Source organism: Nonomuraea sp. NPDC059023, from assembly GCF_042740095.1.
In the GTDB taxonomy this organism is placed as follows: Bacteria; Actinomycetota; Actinomycetes; order Streptosporangiales; family Streptosporangiaceae; genus Nonomuraea.
In genome coordinates this window covers 100,919-122,675 of the sequence record NZ_JBHYIO010000012.1, presented here as the reverse complement: position 1 = coordinate 122,675, position 21,757 = coordinate 100,919, and the positions used below count along the sequence as shown (strand labels likewise).

Sequence of the window (21,757 nt, the reverse complement as noted above, 5' to 3'; positions counted from 1 at the left end):
CGATCATGGCCATTCCCGAGATCGCCCCCTATCCGATGCCCAGTCAGGTACCCGCCAACCGCGTCGCCTGGCGCCCCGACCCGCGCAGGGCCGTCTTGCTCATCCACGACATGCAGAACTACTTCCTCGACGCCTTCACCCCCGGCCAGTCTCCGTTGATCGAACTGATGGCCAACGTCCTGGCGCTGCGCGCGCGATGCTCGGACCTGGGCGTGCCGATCGTCTACTCGGCGCAGCCGGGCGCGCAGAACACCGAGGACCGCGGCCTGCTGCGCGACTTCTGGGGTGAGGGCGTCGGCGCCGACCCCCGTGAGGCCGAGATCGTGGCCGGGCTCGCGCCGCGCGGCGACGGCGTGGTGATCACCAAGTGGAGGTACAGCGCCTACCAGCGCACCGACCTGGCCGGGCTGACGAAGGACAAGGGGCGCGACCAACTGATCATTTGCGGCGTCTACGCCCACATCGGCGTGCTGATGACGGCGTGCGAGGCCTTCATGCGGGACGTGCAGCCCTTCGTCGTGGCCGACGCGGTGGCCGACTTCTCCTTGGAGCACCACGAGATGGCGCTGCGCTACGCCGCCGAGCGCTGCGCGGTCACCGCGACGACCGCGCAGATCAGCCGTGCCCTCAGCAGGGAGGTGGCCGGTGTCTGAGACGGCCCGGCGGCTGCGCGCGCAGGTCGCCGAACTGCTCTACGTCGAGCCGGAGGAGATCGGCCCCGACGACGACCTCCTCGCGGCCGGCATGGACTCCATCCGGCTGATGACCCTGGCCGAGCGGTGGCGGGCAGAGGGCGCGGAGGTGTCCTTCCCCGACCTGGTCGAGCGCCCGACGCTGACGGCCTGGGCGGAGCTGCTGGCATGACCATGCCCCTGACCGGGGCTCAGGCGGGCATCTGGTTCGCCCAGCGCCTGGACCCCGGCAACCCCCTCTACAACGCCGCCGACCGGATCGACATCCACGGGCCGCTGGACGCCGCCCGCTTCGAGCGGGCGCTGCGGCGGTGCCTGGCCGAGGCCGAGCCGCTGCGGCTGCGCTTCACCGAGGAGCCGGCCCAGTACGTACCCGACTGGGACTCCGTCAGCGGCCGCCTGGTCCTGCTCGACCTGCGCGGCGAGCCCGACCCGGAGGCGGCGGCGCAGGAGTGGATGCGCGCCGGCACCCGCGCCCCCGTCGACGTGGTCACCGGGACCCTGCACCACCACGCGCTGCTGCGCCTGTCCGACGAGCACACGGTCTGGTACCTGCGGGCCCACCACATCCTCATCGACGCCTACGCGCTCTCGCTCCTGGTCGCCCGGGTGGCGGAGATCTACTCGGCGCTCACCGACGCGCTCGCGCCGGGGCCCAGCCCGTTCGGCACCCTCGCGCCCGTGCTGGCCCAGGAGCGGGACTACCGCCGGTCCCGGCAGTTCGCCGCCGACCGGGCCTACTGGCTGGAACGGCTCGCCGGCCGCCCGGACCCGGTCGGGCTCACCCGCGAGCCGCCGACCCCGGCCCACGAGGTCATCCGCTGCCGCGAAGCCCTGCCCCCCGCGCGGCACTGGGACGCCCTGGCCCGGCAGGCCCGCGCGACCTGGGCGGACGTGGCCGCCGCCGGGGTCGCCTGCTACGTCGGCAGGGTCACCGGGACCACCGACGTGGTGATCGGGCTGCCGCTGATGAACCGCTCCGGCGCCGGGCTGCGGGTGCCCTGCCTGGCGGTCAACGTGCTGCCGCTGCGGCTGGACGTGCGGCAGGGCCGTACCCTGGGCTCGCTCGTGGAGCAGGCGGCGCGGCGGATCGCCGAGGCGCGCGCGCACTGCCGCTACCGCGGCGAGGACCTGCGCCGTGACCTCGGGCTGGCCGGGACCCGGCACCCGCTGTCCGGCCCGATGCTCAACATCAAGCCGTTCCCCACCGAGGTGAAGTTCGCCGGATCCTCCGGCACCGTCACCAACCTCGCCGCCGGACCGGTGGACGACGTCGCCATCACGCTGAGCTTCGACGGCGACCAGCTGATCCTGGACCTCGACGGCAACGCCGCCCGTTACACCCCCGAGTCCCTGGCCGCGCACACCCGCCGCCTCGCCCGCTTCCTCGGCGCACTCGCCGACGTGCCCGCCGGCACCCCCCTGGGCCGCCTGGACCTGCTGACCGACGAGGACCGCGCCGCCCTGCCCGCGCCGCGCCGCCCGCCCGCCGCGCCGCCGTCCGTCGTCGCCGCCTTCCAGGAGCGGGTACGGCTCGCGCCGCACGACCTCGCCCTGGTCACCAGGGACGAGAAGCTGACCTTCGCCGAACTCGGCGCCAGGGTGGACCACATGGCCGGCCAGCTCGTGCTCGAAGGAGCCGGACCCGGCCAGATCGTCGCCCTGGCCCTCCCCCGCTCGGCCGAACTGGTCGTGGCACTGCTGGCGGTGCTGCGCTGCGGGGCCGCGTTCCTGCCGGTCGACCCCGCCTACCCCGCCGAACGGCGGCGCCTCATGCTCACCGACGCGGCCCCCTCGATCGTGATCACCCCCGGCTGGGCGCAGGAGGGCGAGACCCCGCGCACCCGCATGGCCGAACCGCACCCCGGCGACGCCGCCTACGTCATCTACACCTCCGGCTCCACGGGCAAGCCCAAAGGCGTCGTCGCCACCCACGGCGGCCTGGCCACGCTCCTGGCCGGCCACCGCGAGCGCCTGATCCCGGGCGGGGAACGGCTGCGCGTCGCGCACACCGCGTCGTTCTCCTTCGACGCCGCCCTCGACCCGCTGCTGTGGATGGTGCTGGGCCACGAGCTCCACCTGATCGGCGAGGACGTCCACGGCGACGGCGCCGCGCTGACCGCGTACGTGCGCGAGAACGCCATCGGCTGCCTCGACGTTACCCCGTCGCACCTGAAGGAACTGCCCGAGCTGCTGGCCGATCCGCCGCGTGTCACCGTGGTCGGCGGCGAGGCCGTGCCGGAGCCGATCTGGCGCGCCCTGCGCGAGCGTACGCGGGCGGTCAACCACTACGGGCCGACCGAGGCGACCGTCGACGCCTACACCTGGTTCGGCGACGGCCGGGAGGGACCCACCGCGGGAACCGGCGTCCACGTCCTCGACGGCGCCCTGCTGCCCGCGCCGCCCGGAGTCGTCGGCGAGCTGTACCTGTCCGGCGCCGGTCTGGCCCGCGGCTACCTCAACCGGCCGGCGCTCACCGCGGAACGGTTCGTGGCCGCGCCGGGCGGCGAGCGCCTCTACCGCACCGGCGACCTGGCCCGCTGGGACGCCGAAGGCCATCTGGAACTGCTCGGCCGCGGCGACGAGCAGATCAAGCTGCGCGGGCTGCGCATCGAGCCGGGCGAGATCGAAGCCGTGCTGGAAAGCCATCCGGACGTCGGCGCGGCCGCGGTGGCCGTGCACGGCGACCGGCTGATCGGCTACGTGACGTCCGCCGCCGACCCTCTTCTCGTGCGCGAGCACGCCGCGCAAAACCTGCCCGCCGCGCTCACGCCCGCGGCGATCGTGCCGCTGGCCACGCTGCCCCGCACGCCCGGCGGCAAGCTGGAGCGCGCCGCCCTGCCCCCGCCCGTCGCCGCCGCCGGGCGGGACACTGACGCCTGCTCGGCCGCGGAACGGGCCCTGTGCGAGCTGTTCACCGAGGTGCTGGGCGTCGCGGCCGGGCCGCGCGACAGCTTCTTCGACCTGGGCGGCCACTCGTTGCTCGCGGGGCGGCTGGCCGGGCGCATCCGGGAGAGCTTCGGCGTGCGGCTGCCGGTCAGGGAGGTCTTCTCCGGCCCCACGCCCGCCGAGCTGGCCGCCCGGCTGCCGGCCGACCGCGCCGCGCGGCCCCCGTTGCGGCGCCGGCCCAGGCCGCAGCCGATGCCGCTGTCCTCCGCGCAGTCGCGGCTGTGGTTCCTGCACCGCGCCGACGGGGGCGGGCCCGCCTGCAACCTCCCCATCGCGGTACGGCTCAGCGGGCCGATGGACCGCGAGGCCCTGGCCACGGCGCTGGCCGACGTGGCGGCCAGGCACGAGATCCTGCGCACGGTCTTCCCCGACCGGGACGGCGTGCCGTACCAGGAGATCCGGCTGCCGGCGCCGGTGGCATTGCCCATGTGGCAGCCGGACATGCCGGAGACGGCGATGCGCACCATCGCCCGCCGCGCCTTCGACCTGACCCGCGAGCCGCCCTTCCGCGCGCACCTGCTGCGGCTGGGCGCCCGCGAGCACATCCTCATGCTGGTCCTGCACCACATCGCGGGTGACAGCTGGTCGGCGGGCCCGCTGGTGCGCGACGTCCAGACCGCCTACGCCGCGCGCGCCGCCGGGCACAGTCCCGGGTTCGAGCCCCTGCCGGTGCAGTACGCCGACTACACGCTGTGGCAGCTCGATCTCGGCGAACCGGGCCGCGAGCACTGGACGAAGGCACTCGCGGGCCTGCCCGAGCGGCTCGACCTGCCCACGGACCGGCCGCGGCCCGCCGTTCCCACCGGCGCGGGCGACACCGTGCCGATCGCGATCGCGCCGGAGGTCTGGACCGGCGCCCTGGACCTGGCCCGCCGCAGCCACGCCACGCCGTTCATGGTGCTGCACGCCGCGCTCGCCGCCCTGCTGACCAGGCTGGGAGCCGGCACCGACATCCCCACCGGCACACCGGTCGCCGGACGCCACGACGGCGCGCTGAGCGGGGCGGTCGGCTCGTTCGCCAACCTGCTCGTACTGCGCGCGGACACCTCGGGCGACCCCACCTTCGCCGAGCTGCTGCATCGGGTACGCGAGGCCGACCTGGCCGCCTTCGACCACCCGGAACTGCCCTTCGACCGGCTGGTCGAGGCGCTGAACCCGGTCCGCGCCCGCGACCGGCACCCGCTGTTCCAGGTGATGCTGGTGGTGCGGGAGGCCGCGGAGGCCCGCGTGGTGCACACCGGCACGGCCGCGTTCGACCTGACCCTGCGGCTGGACACCGGCGGCAACGGCTTCCTGGAGTACAGCACCGACCTGTTCGACCGTGACAGCGCCCGGTCCCTCGCCACGCGCTTCACCGGCCTGCTGGGTCAGGCGGTGACCGAGCCGGACCTGCCGATCGGCCGCCTCGACCTGCTCGACGCCGCCGAACGCGCCTGGCTGACCGGCGGCGCCGACCCGGAGCCCGTCTCCGTCACCGGGGACACGGTTCCCGGCCGGTTCGAGGCGCTGGCGCGGCGTACCCCGCAGGCGAAGGCCGTCGGCGCGCTCACCTACCGCAGGCTCAACACCCGCGCCAACCAGCTCGCGCACAAGCTGATCGCGCACGGCGCGCGGCCCGAGGCGGTCGTCGCGGTGGACCTGCCGCGCGGGCCCGACCTGGTGGTGGCGATCCTCGCGGTGCTGAAGGCGGGGGCGGCGTGCCTGCCGCTCGACCCGTCCGACTCCCGCGAGCGCGTCGACGCCGTGCTCGCCGACGCCGGCCCGGTCTGCGTGGTGGACGAGAGCTGGCTGGAGGACCTGGGCGACTGGCTCGGCCACAACCCGGAACGTGCGCTGCGGCCCGAGCATCCCGCGTACGTGACGTACTCCTCCGGCCCGGCCGGGCTGCTCGTCACGCACCGCAACGTGCTGCGGCTGCTGACGGACACCGGGGCCTCGCTCGGGTTCACCCGCCGCGACGTGTGGGCGTCCTCCGGCCTTTCGCCCCGGGAGCTGTGGGGGGCGCTGCTGTCCGGCGGCCGCCTCGTCGTGGTGCCGCACCCGGTCGGCCGCTCGCCGCTCCAGCTGCTCGCCCTGCTGCGGCGGGAGAAGGTGACGGTGCTCAACCTGACCCCTTCCGCCTTCGACCGGCTCATGGCCGACGACGACGGCCGCGAGCTGCCGCTCCGCTACGTGATCCTGAACGGTGCGGTCCTGGACGCCACGCGCGTGCGCGACTGGCGGCCGGACGGACCCCTGACGGTCACCGTGCGCGGCCTCACCGAGACGAGCGCGCACGTCACCGGCCGTCCACACGTCACCGGCCGTCCGCACGTCACCGGCGGGCCGCGCGACGACGGCGGGCCGCGTGAGGACGGCCGCGACCCGCGCGTCTACGTGCTCGACGAGCGGCTGCAGCCGGTCCCGCCGGGCGTGACGGGCGAGGTGTACGCGGCGGGCCCCGCCCTGGCCCGCGGCTACCTGGGACGGCCCGGCCTGACCGCCGAGCGGTTCGTCGCCGACCCGTTCGGCCCGCCCGGCTCACGCATGTACCGCACCGGCGGCCTGGCCACCTGGCGGCGCGACGGCACCCTCGTCCACACCGGACACCGGGAACTCGGCCGGGCCGGAACAACGGCGCGCGCACCGCACGGTCCTGGCGCGGCGATCGCGCTGACCCGCGCGCCGTTCGATCCCGGCACGGAGGCCGCACCGGCACGCGCGCCCTACGGTCCTCGGGTGGCGATGCTGTGTGAGCTGTTCGCCGAGGTGCTGGGGCTGCCGCGGGCCGGCGTCGACGACGGCTTCTTCGAGCTGGGCGGGCATTCGCTGGCCGCGGTGCGCCTGATCGACCGCATCGGCCAGGTGCTCGGGACCACGCTCCCGGTCGGCGCGTTGTTCGCCGCGCAGACGCCGGCGGCCCTGCTGAGCCTGATCGACGGCGGCACCCGCGCGGACCCGCTCGGCGTGCTGCTGCCCCTGCGCCAGGCGGGCTCGCGGCCGCCGCTGTTCGCCGTGCACCCGGCCGGTGGGCTCGGCTGGTGTTACGGCGGGCTGATCAAGCACCTGCCGGACCGCCCGGTCTACGCCCTGCAGGCCCGCCGCCACCCGCCGCCCGCCTCGCTGACGGAGCTGGCCGCCGACTACGCCGCCCAGATCCGGTCGGTCCAGCCCGACGGCCCGTACCATCTGCTCGGCTGGTCCACCGGCGGCGTCATCGCCCAGGAACTGGCCGTGCTGCTCGCCGACGTACGGCTGCTGGCGATCCTCGACGCCCGGCCCGCCGAGGCGCTGCGCGAGCTGCCGCCCCCTGACGAGGCGGAGGCGCTGGAGGCGCTGCTGGCCATGGACGGCCACGCCCCCGGCGCCGCGCTCACGCTGGAGCGGGTGGCGGAGATCCTGCGCGGGGAGGGCAGCCCGCTGGCCGGTCTGCCCGCGGGCGCCTTGGCCGAGCTCAGGGACGTCCATCTCAACACCGACCGGCTGGTACGCGCCCACGACACGAGGGTGTACCAGGGCGACGCCCTGTACTTCCGGGCCACCGCGGACACCCTCCACGACCGCCGGCCGGCCGGAGCGTGGCGCCCGCACGTCACCGGCGTCATCGACGCGCACGACGTGGCCTGCGATCCCAAGGACCTGACCCGGCCGGGACCGCTCGCCGAGATCGGCGCGGTCATCAGCGCCCGGCTCCACGACCGCGAGGAGGAACCGCCTGACGCTCAGGCTGGGCGACCCTGAGTTGGCGGCCCTGAGTTGGCGGCCTTGCCAGAGCGCGCGTGCCACGGCGGGCGCGTGATCGCCGGGCACTCTTGACGAAAGGGCCGCTCTCGTGGTCAGCGCTTGGTGTTGAATGCTGGCATGCCTGGCTCGCGGGTCACCCGCGCAATGCTGTCCGCTGCTGTGCTCGCCGTGGTGGCGGCGTGCTCACCGGCCGCCCCGGAGCGCGCCGCGCCGTCCGCCCCCGCGACCTCCCCCTCAGCCGCCACCCCCACGTCCTCCCCCACCGCCACCCCCACGCCGTCACCTTCGGGTCCCAAGGACGGTACGAAGACCCGCGCGTGCGCCGACGGCACCTGCGAGGTCCGGGTGAACGGCTCGGCCAGGGTTCCGCTGCCCAAGCGGTTCGGGCTCAGCTCGCTCAAGGTGACCGGGATCGAGGACGAGATGGTCTCGTTCGTCGCGCCGATGATCGGGTCGAAGTTCTCCAGCGACGGCGGGTGCTCGGCCACCGTCACCGGCCCGACGGGGAACTCCGCCGCCTTCTGGGGCCTGACCTGCGGGGCGGGCGACACGACCGTCGTCAACAAGATGAGCCTGGAGGTCGTCGGCGTCACCGGCGGGGCCGCGGTCATCCGCATCCGCCCGGCGTGAGGCAGGGTCAGCCGGCGCACCACGTGTTGACCAGGGCGGCGAGTTCGTGCGGGCGGCTGAAGAAGGCGCTGTGGCCGCAGTCCAGGTACAGCCGGTCTGCCGCCGGGTGGAGGCGGGCCGCGTAGCGCTCCTGGGCGCGGCGCGAGAGGGCCCGGTCCCGGGTGGTGTGCACGTAGGCGAGGCGGACGCCGTCGGGGAGGCGGTGCCGTACCGGCGTGTTCAGGACGGCGACCGGTTCGGGCGTGAGGTTGCCCACCAGCGTCCGGGTGTCGTCGGGCGGCAGGTCGTGGCAGAGCAGCAGGCGGGCGAGGGGTGCGGGCATCACGATGTCGCCGCGGCTGCCGACGCCGAGCAGGTCGCGCAGGCGGTTCAGGGGCGCCGGGAGCGTGCCGAAGTAGGACTGGCCGTCGCGCGGGACGACGGCGGCGACGAACATGGCCCCGCGGATCCGGTCCCCGGCGCGGGCCAGCGCGTGGAGCGCCACGATGCCCGCCAGCGAGTGGGCGACGACGACGGCCGCCCGCATGCCGGACGCGGCATCGGCGACGGTGTCCGCCCACCCGTCCAGGCCGGCGTCGCGGGGCAGGTCGACGGCCACGGCGGGTAACTCCAGCCGGGGCAGCACCCGCGACCAGCACCACGACCCGTGCATCCCGCCGTGCACGAGGACCACGCCGTCCGCCTTCACCGATCCTCCGCCGAAGCGTCCATGACCCACATCCGATGATCCCACCCGATGTCGCGGGCCGTCCGCACGCGCAGTCCCGCCCGCTCGGCGAGCTCCCCGATACGGCCGGCCGTACGCAGGCCGGAGCCGAAGGCGCACCGCAGCCGCAGGTCGTGCAGCACCACGTCGGGATCGTCGAGACCCTCCGGCCTGAACTCCTCCACCAGGACCAGCGTCCCGCCCGCGGGCAGCCTCCTCGCGCTCTCGGCGAGCACGAGTCCGGCGTCCTCGTCGGACAGCCAGGTCAGCGCGTGCGCCAGCAGGACGGTGTCGTCCCCGCCGGGCGGCACGGGATCCACCGCGGGGACCAGCTCCACCCGCTCCAGCACGTCGGCGTCGAGGATCCGCTCACGCAGCACGCCGAGCGCCGACGGCATCGCCGCGATCCGCACGCGCAGCCCCGGGTCGGCCTTGACCAGGGCGTTCACGATGGTCGCCGCGCCGTTGCCGCCCGCCGTGAGCGACTTCACCGCGGCCCAGTCGTAGGCGCCGAGCACGCCGGGCGCGACCCAGCGGGCGCTCTCCTCGACGGCTTCGCGCGCCGAGCCGCCCAGGCGCGCGTCGGACGGCATCGCCGCCGCCAGCGGCTCGCCCGCCTCGGTCCGGTACCCGGCCCGGCCGGTGCGCAGCGTCCGCACCAGCCCGGACAGCGACAGGTCGAGCGCGGCCCGCGCGCCGCCGAGGTGGTACTCCTCGGCGGAGTGGTCGTCCTCGACGAGTTCCTCGCTGACGGGCGTGAGCCGGTACCGGCCGCCCGGCCCGGCGGCGAACACCTCGATCGAGACCAGGTAGTCCATCAGCGCGCTGAGCGCGGCGGGGTCCGTCGAGGTGCGCTCGGCCAGGCCGGCGAGCTCGCACACGCCGGAGTGGACCAGCTCGACCAGGCCGAGCGTGACCGCCGCCCTGATGGCGAAGCCGGGCGCCAGGTCGGTGAGCTGGTGCAGCCGTTCGTGCGCGCCGTCGTCCTCCTCCGGTACGGCGTGCGGAGCCTTGCTCAGCCGCCAGTAGCCGGTGATGTGGGTCTGCTCGCGCGGCACCCGGCGCTCGGCGGCGAGGTGGCGGCGCAGTCCCTTGAGGGTGACCGCCTCGCCCGCCGCCCACGCGAAGACGGTGCCCGGCAGCCAGTCCATCTGCCTGACCGCCCGCTCCAGCAGGTCCGTCGTGCCCGCCGGAGCGCCCTGGCGCGAGAGCCACGTGATGTCGGCGGCGGCCCGGGTCGGCAGGTCCTGGCGGTGCGTGTCGTCGCCGATCTCGATGAAGACCTTGGCCTTGACGCCTTCCGGCATCTCGGCCAGCCACCGGCCGATCGCGGGCAGCGCGGTCTCGTCGCCGGCGATCAGGATCCAGTCGGCGCCCTCGGGGTGGTGGTGGGACATCTTCGGCCCGGCGATCCAGACGGTCTGTCCTGGCGTGGCCTGTTCGGCCCAGGATGCCGCGGGCCCGGCGCCGTGCCGGACGAAATCGAAGTCGATCTCCCCGGCGTCGGGGTCGTAGCGGCGCGGGGTGTAGTCCTTGGCGATGGGGCGTTCGCCCTCCGGCCAGTCGAGGCTGCTGATGTTCTGGCGGGGCAGGACGGGACGGTCCCCGTCGGCGGCGGCGAAGAAGAACTTGACGTGGTCGTCGAAGCCCTCCGAGCGCAGCGGCGGCAGGTCGAATCCGTCGCGGTGGAAGGCGCGCAGCTGTGCGCCGCCGAGCGTGACGCGCCGCATCCCCGGGGTGACATCCGTGACGCGCAGGACGGTCAGTTCCCTCAGCACGATGGGGAACGTGACGACCGTACGGGGGTTGCGGGTGGGCATCCGCACTGCTCCTTCCTCGTGGCGACTCCGCCAGGCTAGGGCGGGCGGCTGGGCCGCGATCCAACCAGGTGTCCAGGCCGTGCCACTGCCGCGCACGATCGGGCCGCGGCTTCGACGGCGTGCGCTCTGCCTTGGAGCCGCGGGCGGGTGCGGAACCTACGGTTTCGGCCGTGACGAATCGGCGAGGACGGCTGCTGCTGCGGCAGTGCCTGATGCGGGTGAGGGCGGACCTGCTGCGCGCGGTGGCCGCGGCGGTGGTCAGGCAGCTCGCGTTCCTGGCCCTGCCGTGGCTGCTCGGGCGGGCGGTGGATCTGGGCGTGCGGGCCGGTTCGGTGCCCGCCGCCGCCGGTTACGCCGGGGCCTTCGTCGTGGTGGCCGCCGCCGAGTACGCGGGCATGCGGGGCTGGCAGAAATGGGCCACGCTGGCCGACGTCCGGGCGGGGGCGTGGCTGCGTACCCGGCTGCTGCGGGCGATCCTGGCGGTCGACACCGAGACGATGCGGCGCGACGCCGGCGGGTTCGGTGACCTGAGCACCCGGGCCACGCGTGACGTCGACACCGTGCAGGTCTGGGTGCACGGGCTCACCACGTGGGTGGTGATCGGCGCCACCGGGCTGGTGCTGGTCCCGGCGATGGCGGGTCTCGACCCGCTGCTGCTCCTGGTCGCCGCGCTGACCGTGCCGCTGCTGCTGGCGGTCAACCGGGTCTTCCCGCCGTTGTTCGACCGGCGCGCGGAGGAGCTGGCGCTGGCGCACAGCGGGCGCGCGACGGTGGCCGAGCACCTGCTGACGGCCCTGCTCCCCCTGCGCGGCGTGGGCGCCGACCGGCTCATGGTCGAGCGCCATCACCGCCACAGCGCCGAGGTCAGCCGCCACACGATGCGCCTGGCCTCGGTCGGCTCCGCCTGGGAGGCCGCGGTCTTCGTCGTGCCCCGGCTGGCGGTCGTGGCCGGGCTGTTCGCGGGCGGGTACGCGGCGCTGCAGGGACGCCTCACCGTCGGCGAGCTGACCACGTTCGTGTTGTGGATGAGCACGGTGTCGCTGGCGGTCACCGTCATGACCGCCAGGCTCGGCGACCGGGCCGAGGCGCGCGTCGCGGCCGGGCGGATCGAGGAGATCCTGGCGCTGCCCGGCGTGCCGGAGGGCGGGAGCGCCCTGCCGCGCGCCGGGCTGCTGCGGGTCAGCGGGCTGAGCGTCGAACGGGAGGGCGGGCCCGTGCTCGGCCCGCTGGAGCTGAGCGCCGCGCCCGGCGAGTGGGTCGTGCTCACCGGTGCGACCGGGTCGGGCAAGAGCACGCTCCTGCGGGCCATCGCCCAGCTCGTGCCCTCGACGGGCGAGGCCTCGTTCGGCGGGGTCCCGCTGCGGGGCAGCGACCCCGGCGACCTCTACCGCACGCTCGGGTTCGTCCCGCAGGGGCCGCTGCTGCTGCACGGCACGATCGCGGAGAACCTGCGGCTGAGCGGCGACCACCCCGATCACGAGATCGAGCGTGCCGCGTTCGCGGCCGGGCTCGACCTCGCGCTGAGCGGGCTCGCCGACGGCTGGGACACGCAGGCGGGCGAACGCGGCGGCGCCCTGTCCGGCGGGCAGCGCCAGCTGATCGTGCTGGCCAGGGCGTTGCTGCGCGACTGCCCCGTGCTGCTGCTCGACGACGTCACCTCGGCCCTGGACGCCGGCACCGAGGCGCGCGTGCTGGACCGGCTCCGCCGCGCGACGGCGGGCAAGGCGGTCGTCTTCGCCGGCCACTCACCGGCCGTCCTCGCCCGCGCCGACCGGCGGGTCACGCTCGCCGGCGGCACGCTCACGCCGGAGCCCACCCGTGCCTGACCAGCCCATCCTCGCCGACCTGCCGGACCAGCGGGCCGTCTTCCGCCGTGCGGCGGCGTTCCTGCGCGGGCACCGGCTCGCGCTGGCCGCCGTCGTGGCGCTCAACCTGACCGGCGCCGCTCTGGCGGTCGGGGTGACCGCGGCGATCGGCCGGGTGATCGACGCGGCCGGCGGCGGCCGGGCGGGCGCGCTGGCCCTGTGGTCGGGGATACTGCTCGCCCTGGTCGCGGCCGGAGGCGCGCTCGCGTGGTCGTCGCGGTACTGGCTGGTCAGGGTGGGTGAGCACGCGCTCGCCGGGCTGCGCGAGCGGGCCGTGTCCGCGCTCGGCACGGCTCCGCTGCGCTTCGTCGAGGCCAACCGCAGGGGCGAGCTGCTGCGCAGGGTGACCGGCGAGATCAACGGGCTGGGCTCGTTCGTGGGCGCCACGCTGCCCGACCTCGTCACCGGCGCCGCGGTCCTGGTGTTCACCGTGGTGATGCTGGCGGCGTACTCGTGGTTGCTGACCATGGTGATGCTGGTGACGTTCGTGCCTCCGGCCGTGCTGATCGTGCGCCGGTTCAAGGCCCGGGCCGGCGTGGCGTACGGCGCGGTCGCCGCGGCGCAGGCCACGGTCGCGGCGCGGTTCGCCGAGTCCCTACCGGCCCAGGAGCAGCTGCGCGTCAACGGCGCCGTGCCGCGCTGGCTGACGCGCTTCGCCGCCGACAACGACCGGCTGCTCGACGCGCAGGCGGCGCAGGTGCGCGCCGAGCTGGAGCTCAACCGGCTCGCGCTGCTTCAGGCGGCCTGCGTGGCGGTGGTGCTGGCCCTCAGCGCGTGGCTGGTCGGCCGTGGCATGCTCAGCGTCGGGGTGGCCGTCGTGTTCGTCCTGGCCACCCGGGACATCTTCCACCGCTTCGAGGATCTGGCCGCCTCGATCGGCGAGGCTCGGGAGGCTCACGTACGGCTGGCGCGCGTACTCGACCTGATCGAGGCGAGCGCTCCCACCGGCGGCGGCACGGACGACGGCGACCTGCCCGCGCGGGGCGAGCTCACCCTGTCCGGCGTCGGCTTCTCCTACGGCGGCGCGCGCACGGCCGTCGCCGGCCTGTCGCTGACCGTCGCGAGCGGGGACCGCCTGGTGATCGCAGGGCGGACCGGCTCGGGCAAGTCCACCGTGGGCAAGCTCATGGCCGGGCTGTACACGCCGGACACCGGTGCCGTCCGCTTCGCCGGGCACGATCTGGCCGCGGCGGATCCGGCCCGGGTGCGGGCGCGCGTCGTGCTGGTCCCGCAGGACGTCCTGCTGGTGGACGGCACACTCGCGGAGAACCTGGCCATGCTGCCCGTCCCCCCGGACCGCCGCCGTGTCGAAGCGGCGCTGCGCGAGCTCGGGCTGGCCGGATGGGTCGCGGCGCTGCCCGGCGGCCTGGACACGAGGGTGGGCACGCACGGCTCGCGCCTGTCGGCCGGGGAGCGGCAGCTGGTGGCCATCGTCAGGGCCTGCCTCGCCGACCCCGCGGTGCTGATCCTGGACGAGGCGACCGCCGAGGTCGACCACGAGACGGCCGCCATGATCGAGGGGGCGCTGTCGGCCGCGGCCGGCGACCGGACCCTGATCGTGATCGCCCACCGGGCGGGCACGATCGCGCGCGGTCGCCGCCTGCTGTCCATGCCCGCGGGCCTGGTCACCGCTCCCGGGCAGGGCGTCAGCCTCCGGCGACCGCCTTCGCCAGGATCGGGGTGAGCTGCTCGACCACCCAGGAGGAACTGAGCGCGTCGGGGTAGGCGATCGCCGAGGAGAGCGTGTTCTCGGCGGGCACCACCGCGACGTGCTTGTTCTTGACCGCCTCAAGCGACTGGAAGAGCTTGTTGCCCGCCAGCTCCGACGCGCTGAGCAGGCCCTTGTCGCCGAACGGGTAGGTGACCAGGACGACGTCGGCGTCGAGCTGGTCGAGGTTCTCCAGGCTGACCCCGTTGTCGTTGGCGCTGTAGCCGGCGGCGTTGGCGGTCTTGCGCAGGCCGAGATCCTCGAAGATGCCCGGGTCCTGGCCGGCGTAGGACATGAACGTGATCTGCTCGGGGTGGACGACGACGTAGGTGTAGGTCTTGCCGCGGAAGGCGGGGTTGGCCGCGGCGGCGTCCGCGATGACCTTGCGGTTGGCGCCGATCACCGCCTCCGCCTCGGCGCTCATGCCCAGCGCCTTGGCCGCCACCTTCAGCCGCTCCTGCCACGGCAGGGTGTCGGCGTCCTTCTTCTGGGCGTAGGTCACCACCGGCGCGATCGGCGCGAGCTTGGCGTAGTCGGTGTCCATCCCCCAGGTGTTGACGCCGAGGATGACGTCCGGCGCCTCGGCGGCGATGGCCTCGTAGTCCGTGCCGTCGGTGTCGTCGTAGGTCTTCAGGCTGGTGACGCCGAGCTTGTCCATGGCCCGCTTCTTGTACTCGGAGATCGCCCCGCCGTCCTCGACGTCGGGGGTGATCACCGGCACCAGCCCGAGGGCCAGGGCGATGCTGGTGTCACCGTCTGAGACGGTAGCCACACGCAGCGGCTTCTTGTCGATGGTGTCCTGGCCCCAGGCGTTGGTGAGCGTCACGGGGTACGCGCCCTCCGCCGGCCCTGGGACGGCGGCCTTGTCCGCGGGCCGGTCCGGTGCCGCGCAGGCGGTGACCAGGGCCAGGCCGGCCGCGGCCGCCGCGAGGAGCTTCTTCATCGGTTTCTCCTTGACAGTGGGAAGATCTGTGGCGTCCCGTCGACGGGGTGGGGCACGACCGCGCAGGTCAGGCCGAACACCTCCGCGACGGTCTCCTCGGTGAGCACGTGCTCGGGCGGGCCCTGGCGCACGATCCGGCCGTCGCGCATGGCGACGATGGTCGAGGCGTACAGGGCGGCCTGGTTGAGGTCGTGGGAGACGAGCACGATGGTCTTGCCGGTGCGCTCGTTGAGCTCGGCCAGCAGGTCCATCACCTCGATCTGGTGGGCGATGTCGAGGTAGGTGGTCGGTTCGTCGAGCAGCAGCGTCGGCGTGTCCTGGGCCAGCGCGAGCGCGATCCAGACGCGCTGCCGCTGGCCGCCGGAGAGCTGGTCGACCGGCCTGTCGATCAGCTCGGCGGTGCCGGTGGCCAGCAGGGCGTCGGCGATGACCGCCTCGTCGGCCGCGGTACGGCGCCGGCCGAAGCGGCGGTGGGGGTGGCGGCCCCGCCAGACGAGATCGCCGACGGTGATGCTCTCCGGCGCGACGGGCGACTGCGGCAGGACGCCGAGCCTGCGGGCCACCTCCCTGGTCGGGGTGGCGTGGATGTCGGCGCCGTCGAGCAGGACCGCGCCGGCGGCGAGCGGCAGCAGCCGGGCGATGGACTTGAGCAGGGTCGACTTGCCGCACGCGTTCGGCCCGACCAGGGCGGTGATGCGACCGGCGGCGATGCCGGCGGACAGCTCCTTGATGATCAGCGACGTGCCGTAGCCGCTGCTGATCGCGCGGGCTTCGAGCTGGTAGGTCATGACGTGGCTCCGGTTCCGCGGCGAAGGATCAGCCAGAAGAAGTAGGGCGCGCCGAGCAGCGCGGTGAGCACGCCCGTGGGCACGGGGCTGATGACGGGCGCGTGCTGGGCCAGCAGGTCGGCGCCGAGCACGATGACCGCGCCGGCCAGCGGCGCGAGGGCGAGCGTGTGCCGCCCGCCGGTCAGCCTGACCGCGATCGGGCCACTGATCAGCGCCACGAAGCCGATCGGCCCGACGACGCTGGTGGCCAGCGCGGCGGCGCCCGCGCCCAGCAGGAGGGTGGCGACGCGGGTTCTGGGCACGGTGGCGCCGAGGCCGGTGGCCAGGTCGTCGCCCAGGACCATGCCGCTCAGCGGGCGGTCGAGCGCCGTGGCGCCCAGCGCGCACAGGACGAGCGCCACGGCGAGGGTGGCGACGCCCTCCCAGCTCACGCCGTTGACGCTGCCGACCAGCCAGCGCATCGCGATCGCGATGCTGTGCTGGTCGGCCGCGGTGAGCAGGTAGTTGGTGTACGCGACGCAGACGGCGCTGAGCCCGATGCCGACCAGGACCAGCCGGTAGGTATCCACGCCCTGGCGCCAGCTGATGGCGTGGATCGCGGCCACCAGCAGGAACGATCCGCACAGCGCCGCCAGCGGGATGCCGAGGGGCAGGGACGGCGCCAGGACCAGCGCGGTGGTGGCGCCGGCGCCCCCGCCCGCCGAGATGCCCACGATGTCGGGCGTGGCCAGCGGATTGCGGATGAGCCGCTGGTAGAGGGCGCCCGACAGGCCGAACAGCGCGCCGGACAACGACGCGGCCAGGGCCCTCGGCAGCCGGTTCTGGAAGACCACGTAGTCGGCCAGGCCGGTACGCAGGCCGAAGGCGGCGGGCAGGATGTCGGCCGGATCGAGCCGGCGGGCTCCGCCGAGGAAGATCGCCGCCGTCAGCAGGGCGGCGAGCAGCGCGCAGCACAGGACGACGAGGGCCGCCAGCCGCCTGACCTGGCCCCGCCGCGTGCGCCTGATCGTGGACAGCACGGCGGCACGGCCGGAGGAGCCCGCGCCCACGCGGGTTTCGAGCAGGTTCATCAGACGCGCACCAGGTTCCGGCGGCGGGCCAGCCACACGAAGAACGGCGTGCCGACGACCGCGGTCATCACCGCGACCTGGATCTCCCCGTTGCGCAGGACGAGCCGCCCGGCGATGTCGGCGCCGAGCAGCACCACGGCCCCGCAGGCCATGGACAGCGGGAGCGACCAGCGGTGGTCGGCGCCGACGAGCATCCTGGCGCAGTGCGCGCCGACCAGGCCGACGAAGGCCACGGGGCCGACCGCCGCGGTGGCCGCGGCGCAGAGCAGCACCGCCACGGCCGCGCCGCCCAGCCGCGCCCTGCCGACCTTGACGCCGAGCGCGGCGGCCGCGTCGTCGCCCATGCTGAGCATGTTGAGGGTACGGCCCAGCGGCAACGCCAGCACGAGGCCCGCGAGGACGAACGGCGCGATCTCGTCGAGGATCTCGGCCCGGCCGGTGAGCTGGCCCACCGACCAGAACCGCAGGTGGGCGTAGACGGCTTCGTCGCGGACGACGAGCAGGGTGATGAGCGAGCTCATGACGGCGGCCACCGCGACCCCGGCCAGGACGAGCCCGATGGTGGTGCTGCCGATGGCGCTGCGCGTGCCGACGGCGTAGACCAGCGCGGCGGCCAGCCCCGCCCCGGCCAGCGCGGCCCAGAAGGAGCCGCCCACGCCGGTGATGTCGAAGAACAGGATGCCCAGCACCACGAACATGGCCGCGCCCTGCTCGACGCCGAGGATGCCGGGGTCGGCCAGCGGGTTCGCGGTGAGCGCCTGCATGATCAGGCCGGAGGCGCCGAGCGCGGCGCCGACCGCGAGCCCGAGCAGCGTGCGCGGGATGCGCTCGGTCCACAGGACGTGACCGTTGTAGCTGTCGCCGCCCGGGTCGGCCAGGACGCGGACGACCTCCATCGGCGAGATGTCGCGGGCGCCGAGGGCGATGCCCGCGACGGTCACGACGGCCAGGCAGAGGACGGCGAGCAGGGCGACCGCCACGCCACGGGTGAGCACCGGCTTCGGCTGCTGCGGGGTGTCAGTCATCGGTCATCCTGGGCTCCTAACCTGGCGAACGGCAGATTAGGTTACCCTTACCTTACTTGGGCGGGTCCAACGCGGCGGGCGGCCGCTCACACTCAGGGGCCACCCATCCACGAGGAGGTTGTGCGACCGTGACGGAGACAGTGGCCGCGCCGGAGGTCCTGGCCGACGACGAGTTCATCGCGGACTGGGGCCATCCGACGCACGCGCACGACTTCCACCAGTTCCTGTACGTCCCGCTCGGGCGGATCACCGTCACCGCGCACGGGTGCGAGCACCGGTTGTCGCCGTCGGTCGGCGTGTGGATCCCGGCGGGGGTGCCGCACAGCGCCAGGTTCGGCCCCGACTCGCTGATCGTCGTGGAGACCTTCGAGACGGACCTGTACCGGCTGCCGCACACCGAGGTCACGACCGTGAACGTCACCGACCCGCAGCGCAGGCTGCTGCTCAGCCGGATGCGCAGATCGGCCCCGGCCGGCGACGCGGACGTGTTCGCCGCCCTGTCTGCCGGACATCGGGCCAGCCTGCCTCTCCCCCGGCCCAGCAGCCGCGTGGCCTCGGCCGTGGCCGAGCAGCTCAGCCGTACGCCCAGCGACCCGCGCACCGCCGCCGAGTGGGCGCGCAGCCTGCACAGCAGCTCGACCAGCCTGCGCAGGGCCTTCAGGGCCGAGACGGGCCTGGCCTTCTCCGAGTGGCGCACGCGGCTGCGTCTCAACCAGTCCCTGGAGTTGCTGGATCGCGGGCACCTGGTCGGCGCGGTGGCCGCCAGGGTGGGCTTCACCAGCGCGAACGGCTACATCCTGGCCTTTCGCCGGCACTTCGGCCAGACGCCGGGGGCGTACGTGAGACGGTCGGCGGCCCGCTCCGCCTGACCCGCGCACCGCTCAACGGCGCCTCCAGGGCAGGCAGAGGGCGGCGGCGAGGCAGGCGATCGGGATCACCGGCAGCACGTAGCGGTGGTCGAAGTCGAGGACGGCGACCGGGCCGGCGAGCAGGCCCATCGCCAGTGCCCAGGGCAGCAGTGCCACGCGCGGGCGGCGGACCGCGGCCACCGCGCCGAGCAGCAGGATCGCGGCCAGCACCGGGCCGCGCAGATAGGCCCCGTACTGGTAGACGACCAGGAAGCCGGCGTACGGCCCGGCCGACGACAGCCCGCGGATGCCGGAGTCGTACTCCTTCCTCACCTTGTCGATCAGCGGCTGCTCCGGCAGCGGCCAATGTCCCTGGGCGAAGCCGAAGGCCGGGGTGGTGCGGGCGGGGTGGGCGATCGGGGTCCAGGAGAAGGCGATGGAGGTGTCGCGGACGACCTCGCCCAGATAGTCCAGGGGCTGGGCGAGGATCGCGCGGATGGCGAACGCGCGGGCCAGGTCGTTGTGGGAGAAGCGGTCGCCGGGCAACTGGTTCAGGGAGGCTCGCTCGGCCCAGACGTATTCGGAGGCGGCGTCCAGCACGGTCGCGTTGGGGCAGAGCCTGGCCTGGTCGGGGGGTGGCTGGATGACGGAGCAGTCGGCGAAGGTCATCGTGCGGGCCCACAATGCGACGCCGTCGGCTCCGCTGATCGCGAATCTGCCGTGGTGGGCGCCGTACCAGGCGGCGTACGCGATCAAGGGCAGGATGCCCGCCAGGGCCAGGGCCGCCGGCCGCCGCCACCCCACCCGCCGCACCGCCAGCACGATCAGGACCAGCAGCAGCAACGGCAGCGCGATCGTGCGGGTCAGCGCGGCCAGGGCGAACAGCAGCCCCGCCAGTACGGCGGCGCGCGTGCTCAGCCGCGGTGACCACATCAGGACGCTCAGCCCCGCCACGACCAGCACGATGAACTGGGTGTCCGACAGGACGGCGTGTTCGAGCCGCAGGAACGAGGCGTCGAGCAACGCCGGCACCGTGGCGAGCACGGCCGCCCAGCCGGGCACCGACCTGCGGCGCAGCACGGCGTAGATCATCACGCCGACGCTCAGGCCCAGGGCGTGCTGGACGGCGGCGACCAGTTCGACGCTGTGGAACGGCAGCAGCGCCCGCAGGAACAGCGGATAGCCGATCGGGTGGAAGGACGCCGACGGCGCGAGGTGAACGGCGGTGTCGAGGTAGGTGAAGGAGTCGTACCAGTAGAGCCGGGCCGGCCGGTAGCCGAGCATCGTCACCACGCGCAGGGCGGCGGCCAGGGTGAGGAGCACGACGAAGGCGCCGTGGCCGGCCAGGGCGCGGGGCGGCGCCGCCGGGATCACCCGGGTTTGTGTGAGCACGCGACATCCGATCGGGATCAGGGCATGACGGGATCCGCGCATGGCGGCATGCGCGGTCCCGGACGGGGTCAGGAGCAGAAGGGGTCAGAAGCAGGGAAGGTCAGGGGCCTGGAGGCGTCAGGAGCCTGGAGGCGTCAGGAGTGGGAAGAGGTCAGGAGCAGACGGCCTTCTGCGGGCCGGGGCGCGGGCGCGGGCCGGTCAGCAGCAGCGCGCGGCCGTCGGCGCTCATGACGCCGTCGTGGACGTACCAGCCCGCGGGCGCATCGGGCGTGGAGCGGGGCGCGCCGTAGGAGGTGAACTCGGGTTCGACGTCGCGGGCGCGGAGCATCGCCGTGACCTCGGCGACGCTCTTGTTGACATAGTTCACGCAATGCAGGGGTTCTCCGGGCATGGCGATGCCGGGTGGCAGGGTGTACCTCTCACCTGGTTGCGCCCGCCGGCCCAGGATGATCTCCGCCGATTTATCGTAATTAATCGGCACTTTCAGGCCGGTCGGGCAGCCACCGAACCGTTCGCACGGACCGGGGGCCTCGATCGTCGTGACGGGACCCTTGCCGGGCACCTGGTGGCCGGCCCTCAGCCGCTCGGAGTCGTTGATCACCAGGATGCTGCGCGCCAGGCTCGCCGAGGTCGGCGCGAGCTTGAGCGTGATGCGCAGGCCGCGTGCCCTGAGCTCGGACTCGTAGACACGGGGATCGGCGAACAGGTCGTTCACCGTGATGACGTAGTGGTCGCCCACCCGGTCGATGTCGAGCGCGGCGGCGGCCGGCGTCTGGCCCAGCCCGACGGCCAGGACGACCGTCATCAGGGCGAGGGCGGGCGCCACGAACCGGCGGCGCCACGAGAAGGCGGGACGCGGCGGGACCGGCTGCGCGGTGATCTCCTCCATCAGTTCGGCGGCCAGCGGGCTCGCGCCGGGCCCGGGGTCGGGCGCGATGCCGGCGACCAGCCGATCGATGCCGTTCATTCACATCGCCCCTTTCGCCAGCGCGATCGCGCGCGAGCCGTAGCGGGCCAGGTCGAGCCCGGACTCCTCGAGTTCCCTGGCCAGTCGTTTGCGGGCGCGGTGCAGGCGGATCCTGGCCGCGCCGCGCGAGCAGCCCAGGACGGTGGCGATCTCCGCCGAGCTCAGTCCCTCCCAGCCGGCCAGCGAGAGCACCTCGCGATCTTCCTGGCTCAGGCGCGAGAAGGCCTTCCGCACGTCGGTGACCTCCTCCGGGCCGCTCGCCTCCGCCCATTGGGCCAGGTGCAGGCCGAGCCGTTCGACCAGGTCGCTGCGCCGCGACTCGGCCCGGTGGCCGTTGGCCACGACCTTGCGGGCGACGCCGTACAGCCACAGGCGGGCCCTTCGGCCCTCGGGGATGTCGTCGAGGCGGCGCCAGGCGATGGAGAACGTCTCGGCGAGGGCGTCCGCGGCGTCGTCGTGACCGTCCATGCGCCGTCGGATGTAAGCCAAAATATCGGGATATTGGGCAGCGTAGATCTCCTCGAAACGCCGTTTGCGATCACGGGGGGCCACGCTGCCTTCTCTCTTCCTGGACACCTACACCCCCGTACGTGTCCGGACTCGGCAGAGTGTTTCACGCCCAATTCGGGGA

Annotated in this window: 16 protein-coding genes; 7 read left to right on the top strand and 9 right to left on the bottom strand. The window is 74.3% G+C overall.

Annotated features, from left to right (window positions below; all coding sequences use genetic code 11):
* Positions 1-5 precede the first annotated feature (5 nt).
* The 4 genes from ACFWYW_RS21905 (at position 6) to ACFWYW_RS21890 (ending at position 7,994) form a co-directional block, all read left to right on the top strand.
* Positions 6-653, top strand: coding sequence for an isochorismatase family protein (locus ACFWYW_RS21905; protein WP_379621144.1), 648 nt, complete (start codon positions 6-8; stop codon positions 651-653).
* A complete protein-coding gene (locus ACFWYW_RS21900; RefSeq protein ID WP_379621142.1) occupies positions 646-864 on the top strand; it encodes a phosphopantetheine-binding protein in 219 nt (72 codons plus the stop codon). Before ACFWYW_RS21905 ends, ACFWYW_RS21900 begins: the two co-directional genes overlap by 8 nt.
* On the top strand, positions 861-7,361 hold the full coding sequence (locus tag ACFWYW_RS21895; protein ID WP_379621140.1) for an amino acid adenylation domain-containing protein: 6,501 nt from the start codon (positions 861-863) through the stop codon (positions 7,359-7,361). Before ACFWYW_RS21900 ends, ACFWYW_RS21895 begins: the two co-directional genes overlap by 4 nt.
* Before the next feature lie 120 nt (positions 7,362-7,481).
* On the top strand, positions 7,482-7,994 hold the full coding sequence (locus ACFWYW_RS21890; RefSeq protein ID WP_379621138.1) for a hypothetical protein: 513 nt from the start codon (positions 7,482-7,484) through the stop codon (positions 7,992-7,994).
* A 7-nt stretch (positions 7,995-8,001) separates the two neighbouring features.
* Here the strand turns inward: ACFWYW_RS21890 and ACFWYW_RS21885 are convergent, their stop codons facing one another.
* Positions 8,002-8,682, bottom strand: coding sequence for an alpha/beta fold hydrolase (locus ACFWYW_RS21885; RefSeq protein ID WP_379621136.1), 681 nt, complete (start codon positions 8,680-8,682; stop codon positions 8,002-8,004).
* A complete protein-coding gene (locus ACFWYW_RS21880) occupies positions 8,679-10,520 on the bottom strand; it encodes an SIP domain-containing protein (RefSeq protein ID WP_379621134.1) in 1,842 nt (613 codons plus the stop codon). Before ACFWYW_RS21880 ends, ACFWYW_RS21885 begins: the two co-directional genes overlap by 4 nt.
* Positions 10,521-10,690: 170 nt before the next feature.
* On the opposite strand from ACFWYW_RS21880, the gene ACFWYW_RS21875 reads away from it, so the two are divergent.
* Both ACFWYW_RS21875 and ACFWYW_RS21870 read left to right on the top strand, forming a co-directional pair.
* A complete protein-coding gene (locus ACFWYW_RS21875) occupies positions 10,691-12,346 on the top strand; it encodes an ABC transporter ATP-binding protein (protein WP_379621132.1) in 1,656 nt (551 codons plus the stop codon).
* Positions 12,339-14,069: an ABC transporter ATP-binding protein gene (locus ACFWYW_RS21870; RefSeq protein ID WP_379621130.1), complete on the top strand. Its 1,731-nt coding sequence runs from the start codon at positions 12,339-12,341 to the stop codon at positions 14,067-14,069. Before ACFWYW_RS21875 ends, ACFWYW_RS21870 begins: the two co-directional genes overlap by 8 nt.
* On the opposite strand, the gene ACFWYW_RS21865 is transcribed toward ACFWYW_RS21870, so the two are convergent.
* From ACFWYW_RS21865 to ACFWYW_RS21850, 4 genes are read right to left on the bottom strand one after another with little or no spacing between them, the layout of a single operon-like run.
* Positions 14,032-15,036: an ABC transporter substrate-binding protein gene (locus ACFWYW_RS21865; RefSeq protein WP_379621128.1), complete on the bottom strand. Its 1,005-nt coding sequence runs from the start codon at positions 15,034-15,036 to the stop codon at positions 14,032-14,034. The two genes, ACFWYW_RS21870 and ACFWYW_RS21865, sit on opposite strands and share 38 nt — an antisense overlap.
* Positions 15,033-15,824, bottom strand: a complete 792-nt coding sequence (locus ACFWYW_RS21860; RefSeq protein WP_379621126.1) for an ABC transporter ATP-binding protein — start codon at positions 15,822-15,824, stop codon at positions 15,033-15,035. Before ACFWYW_RS21860 ends, ACFWYW_RS21865 begins: the two co-directional genes overlap by 4 nt.
* Positions 15,821-16,894: a FecCD family ABC transporter permease gene (locus tag ACFWYW_RS21855; RefSeq protein ID WP_379621124.1), complete on the bottom strand. Its 1,074-nt coding sequence runs from the start codon at positions 16,892-16,894 to the stop codon at positions 15,821-15,823. The genes ACFWYW_RS21860 and ACFWYW_RS21855 overlap by 4 nt, the downstream gene beginning before the upstream one ends.
* Positions 16,894-17,919 carry a FecCD family ABC transporter permease gene (locus tag ACFWYW_RS21850; RefSeq protein WP_379621122.1) on the bottom strand — a complete coding sequence of 342 codons (1,026 nt, stop codon included), beginning with the start codon at positions 17,917-17,919 and terminating at the stop codon, positions 16,894-16,896. The genes ACFWYW_RS21855 and ACFWYW_RS21850 overlap by 1 nt, the downstream gene beginning before the upstream one ends.
* 128 nt (positions 17,920-18,047) lie before the next feature.
* On the opposite strand from ACFWYW_RS21850, the gene ACFWYW_RS21845 reads away from it, so the two are divergent.
* Positions 18,048-18,788, top strand: coding sequence for a helix-turn-helix domain-containing protein (locus ACFWYW_RS21845; protein ID WP_379621120.1), 741 nt, complete (start codon positions 18,048-18,050; stop codon positions 18,786-18,788).
* Positions 18,789-18,800: 12 nt separating this feature from the next.
* Here ACFWYW_RS21845 and ACFWYW_RS21840 read toward each other — a convergent pair whose 3' ends face one another.
* The 3 genes from ACFWYW_RS21840 to ACFWYW_RS21830 form a co-directional block, all read right to left on the bottom strand.
* The gene (locus ACFWYW_RS21840; protein ID WP_379621118.1) at positions 18,801-20,159 is read right to left on the bottom strand and encodes a hypothetical protein; all 1,359 of its coding nucleotides are present in this window, start codon (positions 20,157-20,159) and stop codon (positions 18,801-18,803) included.
* A 151-nt stretch (positions 20,160-20,310) separates the two neighbouring features.
* The gene (locus ACFWYW_RS21835; RefSeq protein ID WP_379621116.1) at positions 20,311-21,126 is read right to left on the bottom strand and encodes a hypothetical protein; all 816 of its coding nucleotides are present in this window, start codon (positions 21,124-21,126) and stop codon (positions 20,311-20,313) included.
* Positions 21,127-21,678: an RNA polymerase sigma factor gene (locus tag ACFWYW_RS21830; protein WP_379621114.1), complete on the bottom strand. Its 552-nt coding sequence runs from the start codon at positions 21,676-21,678 to the stop codon at positions 21,127-21,129.
* Positions 21,679-21,757 lie beyond the last annotated feature (79 nt).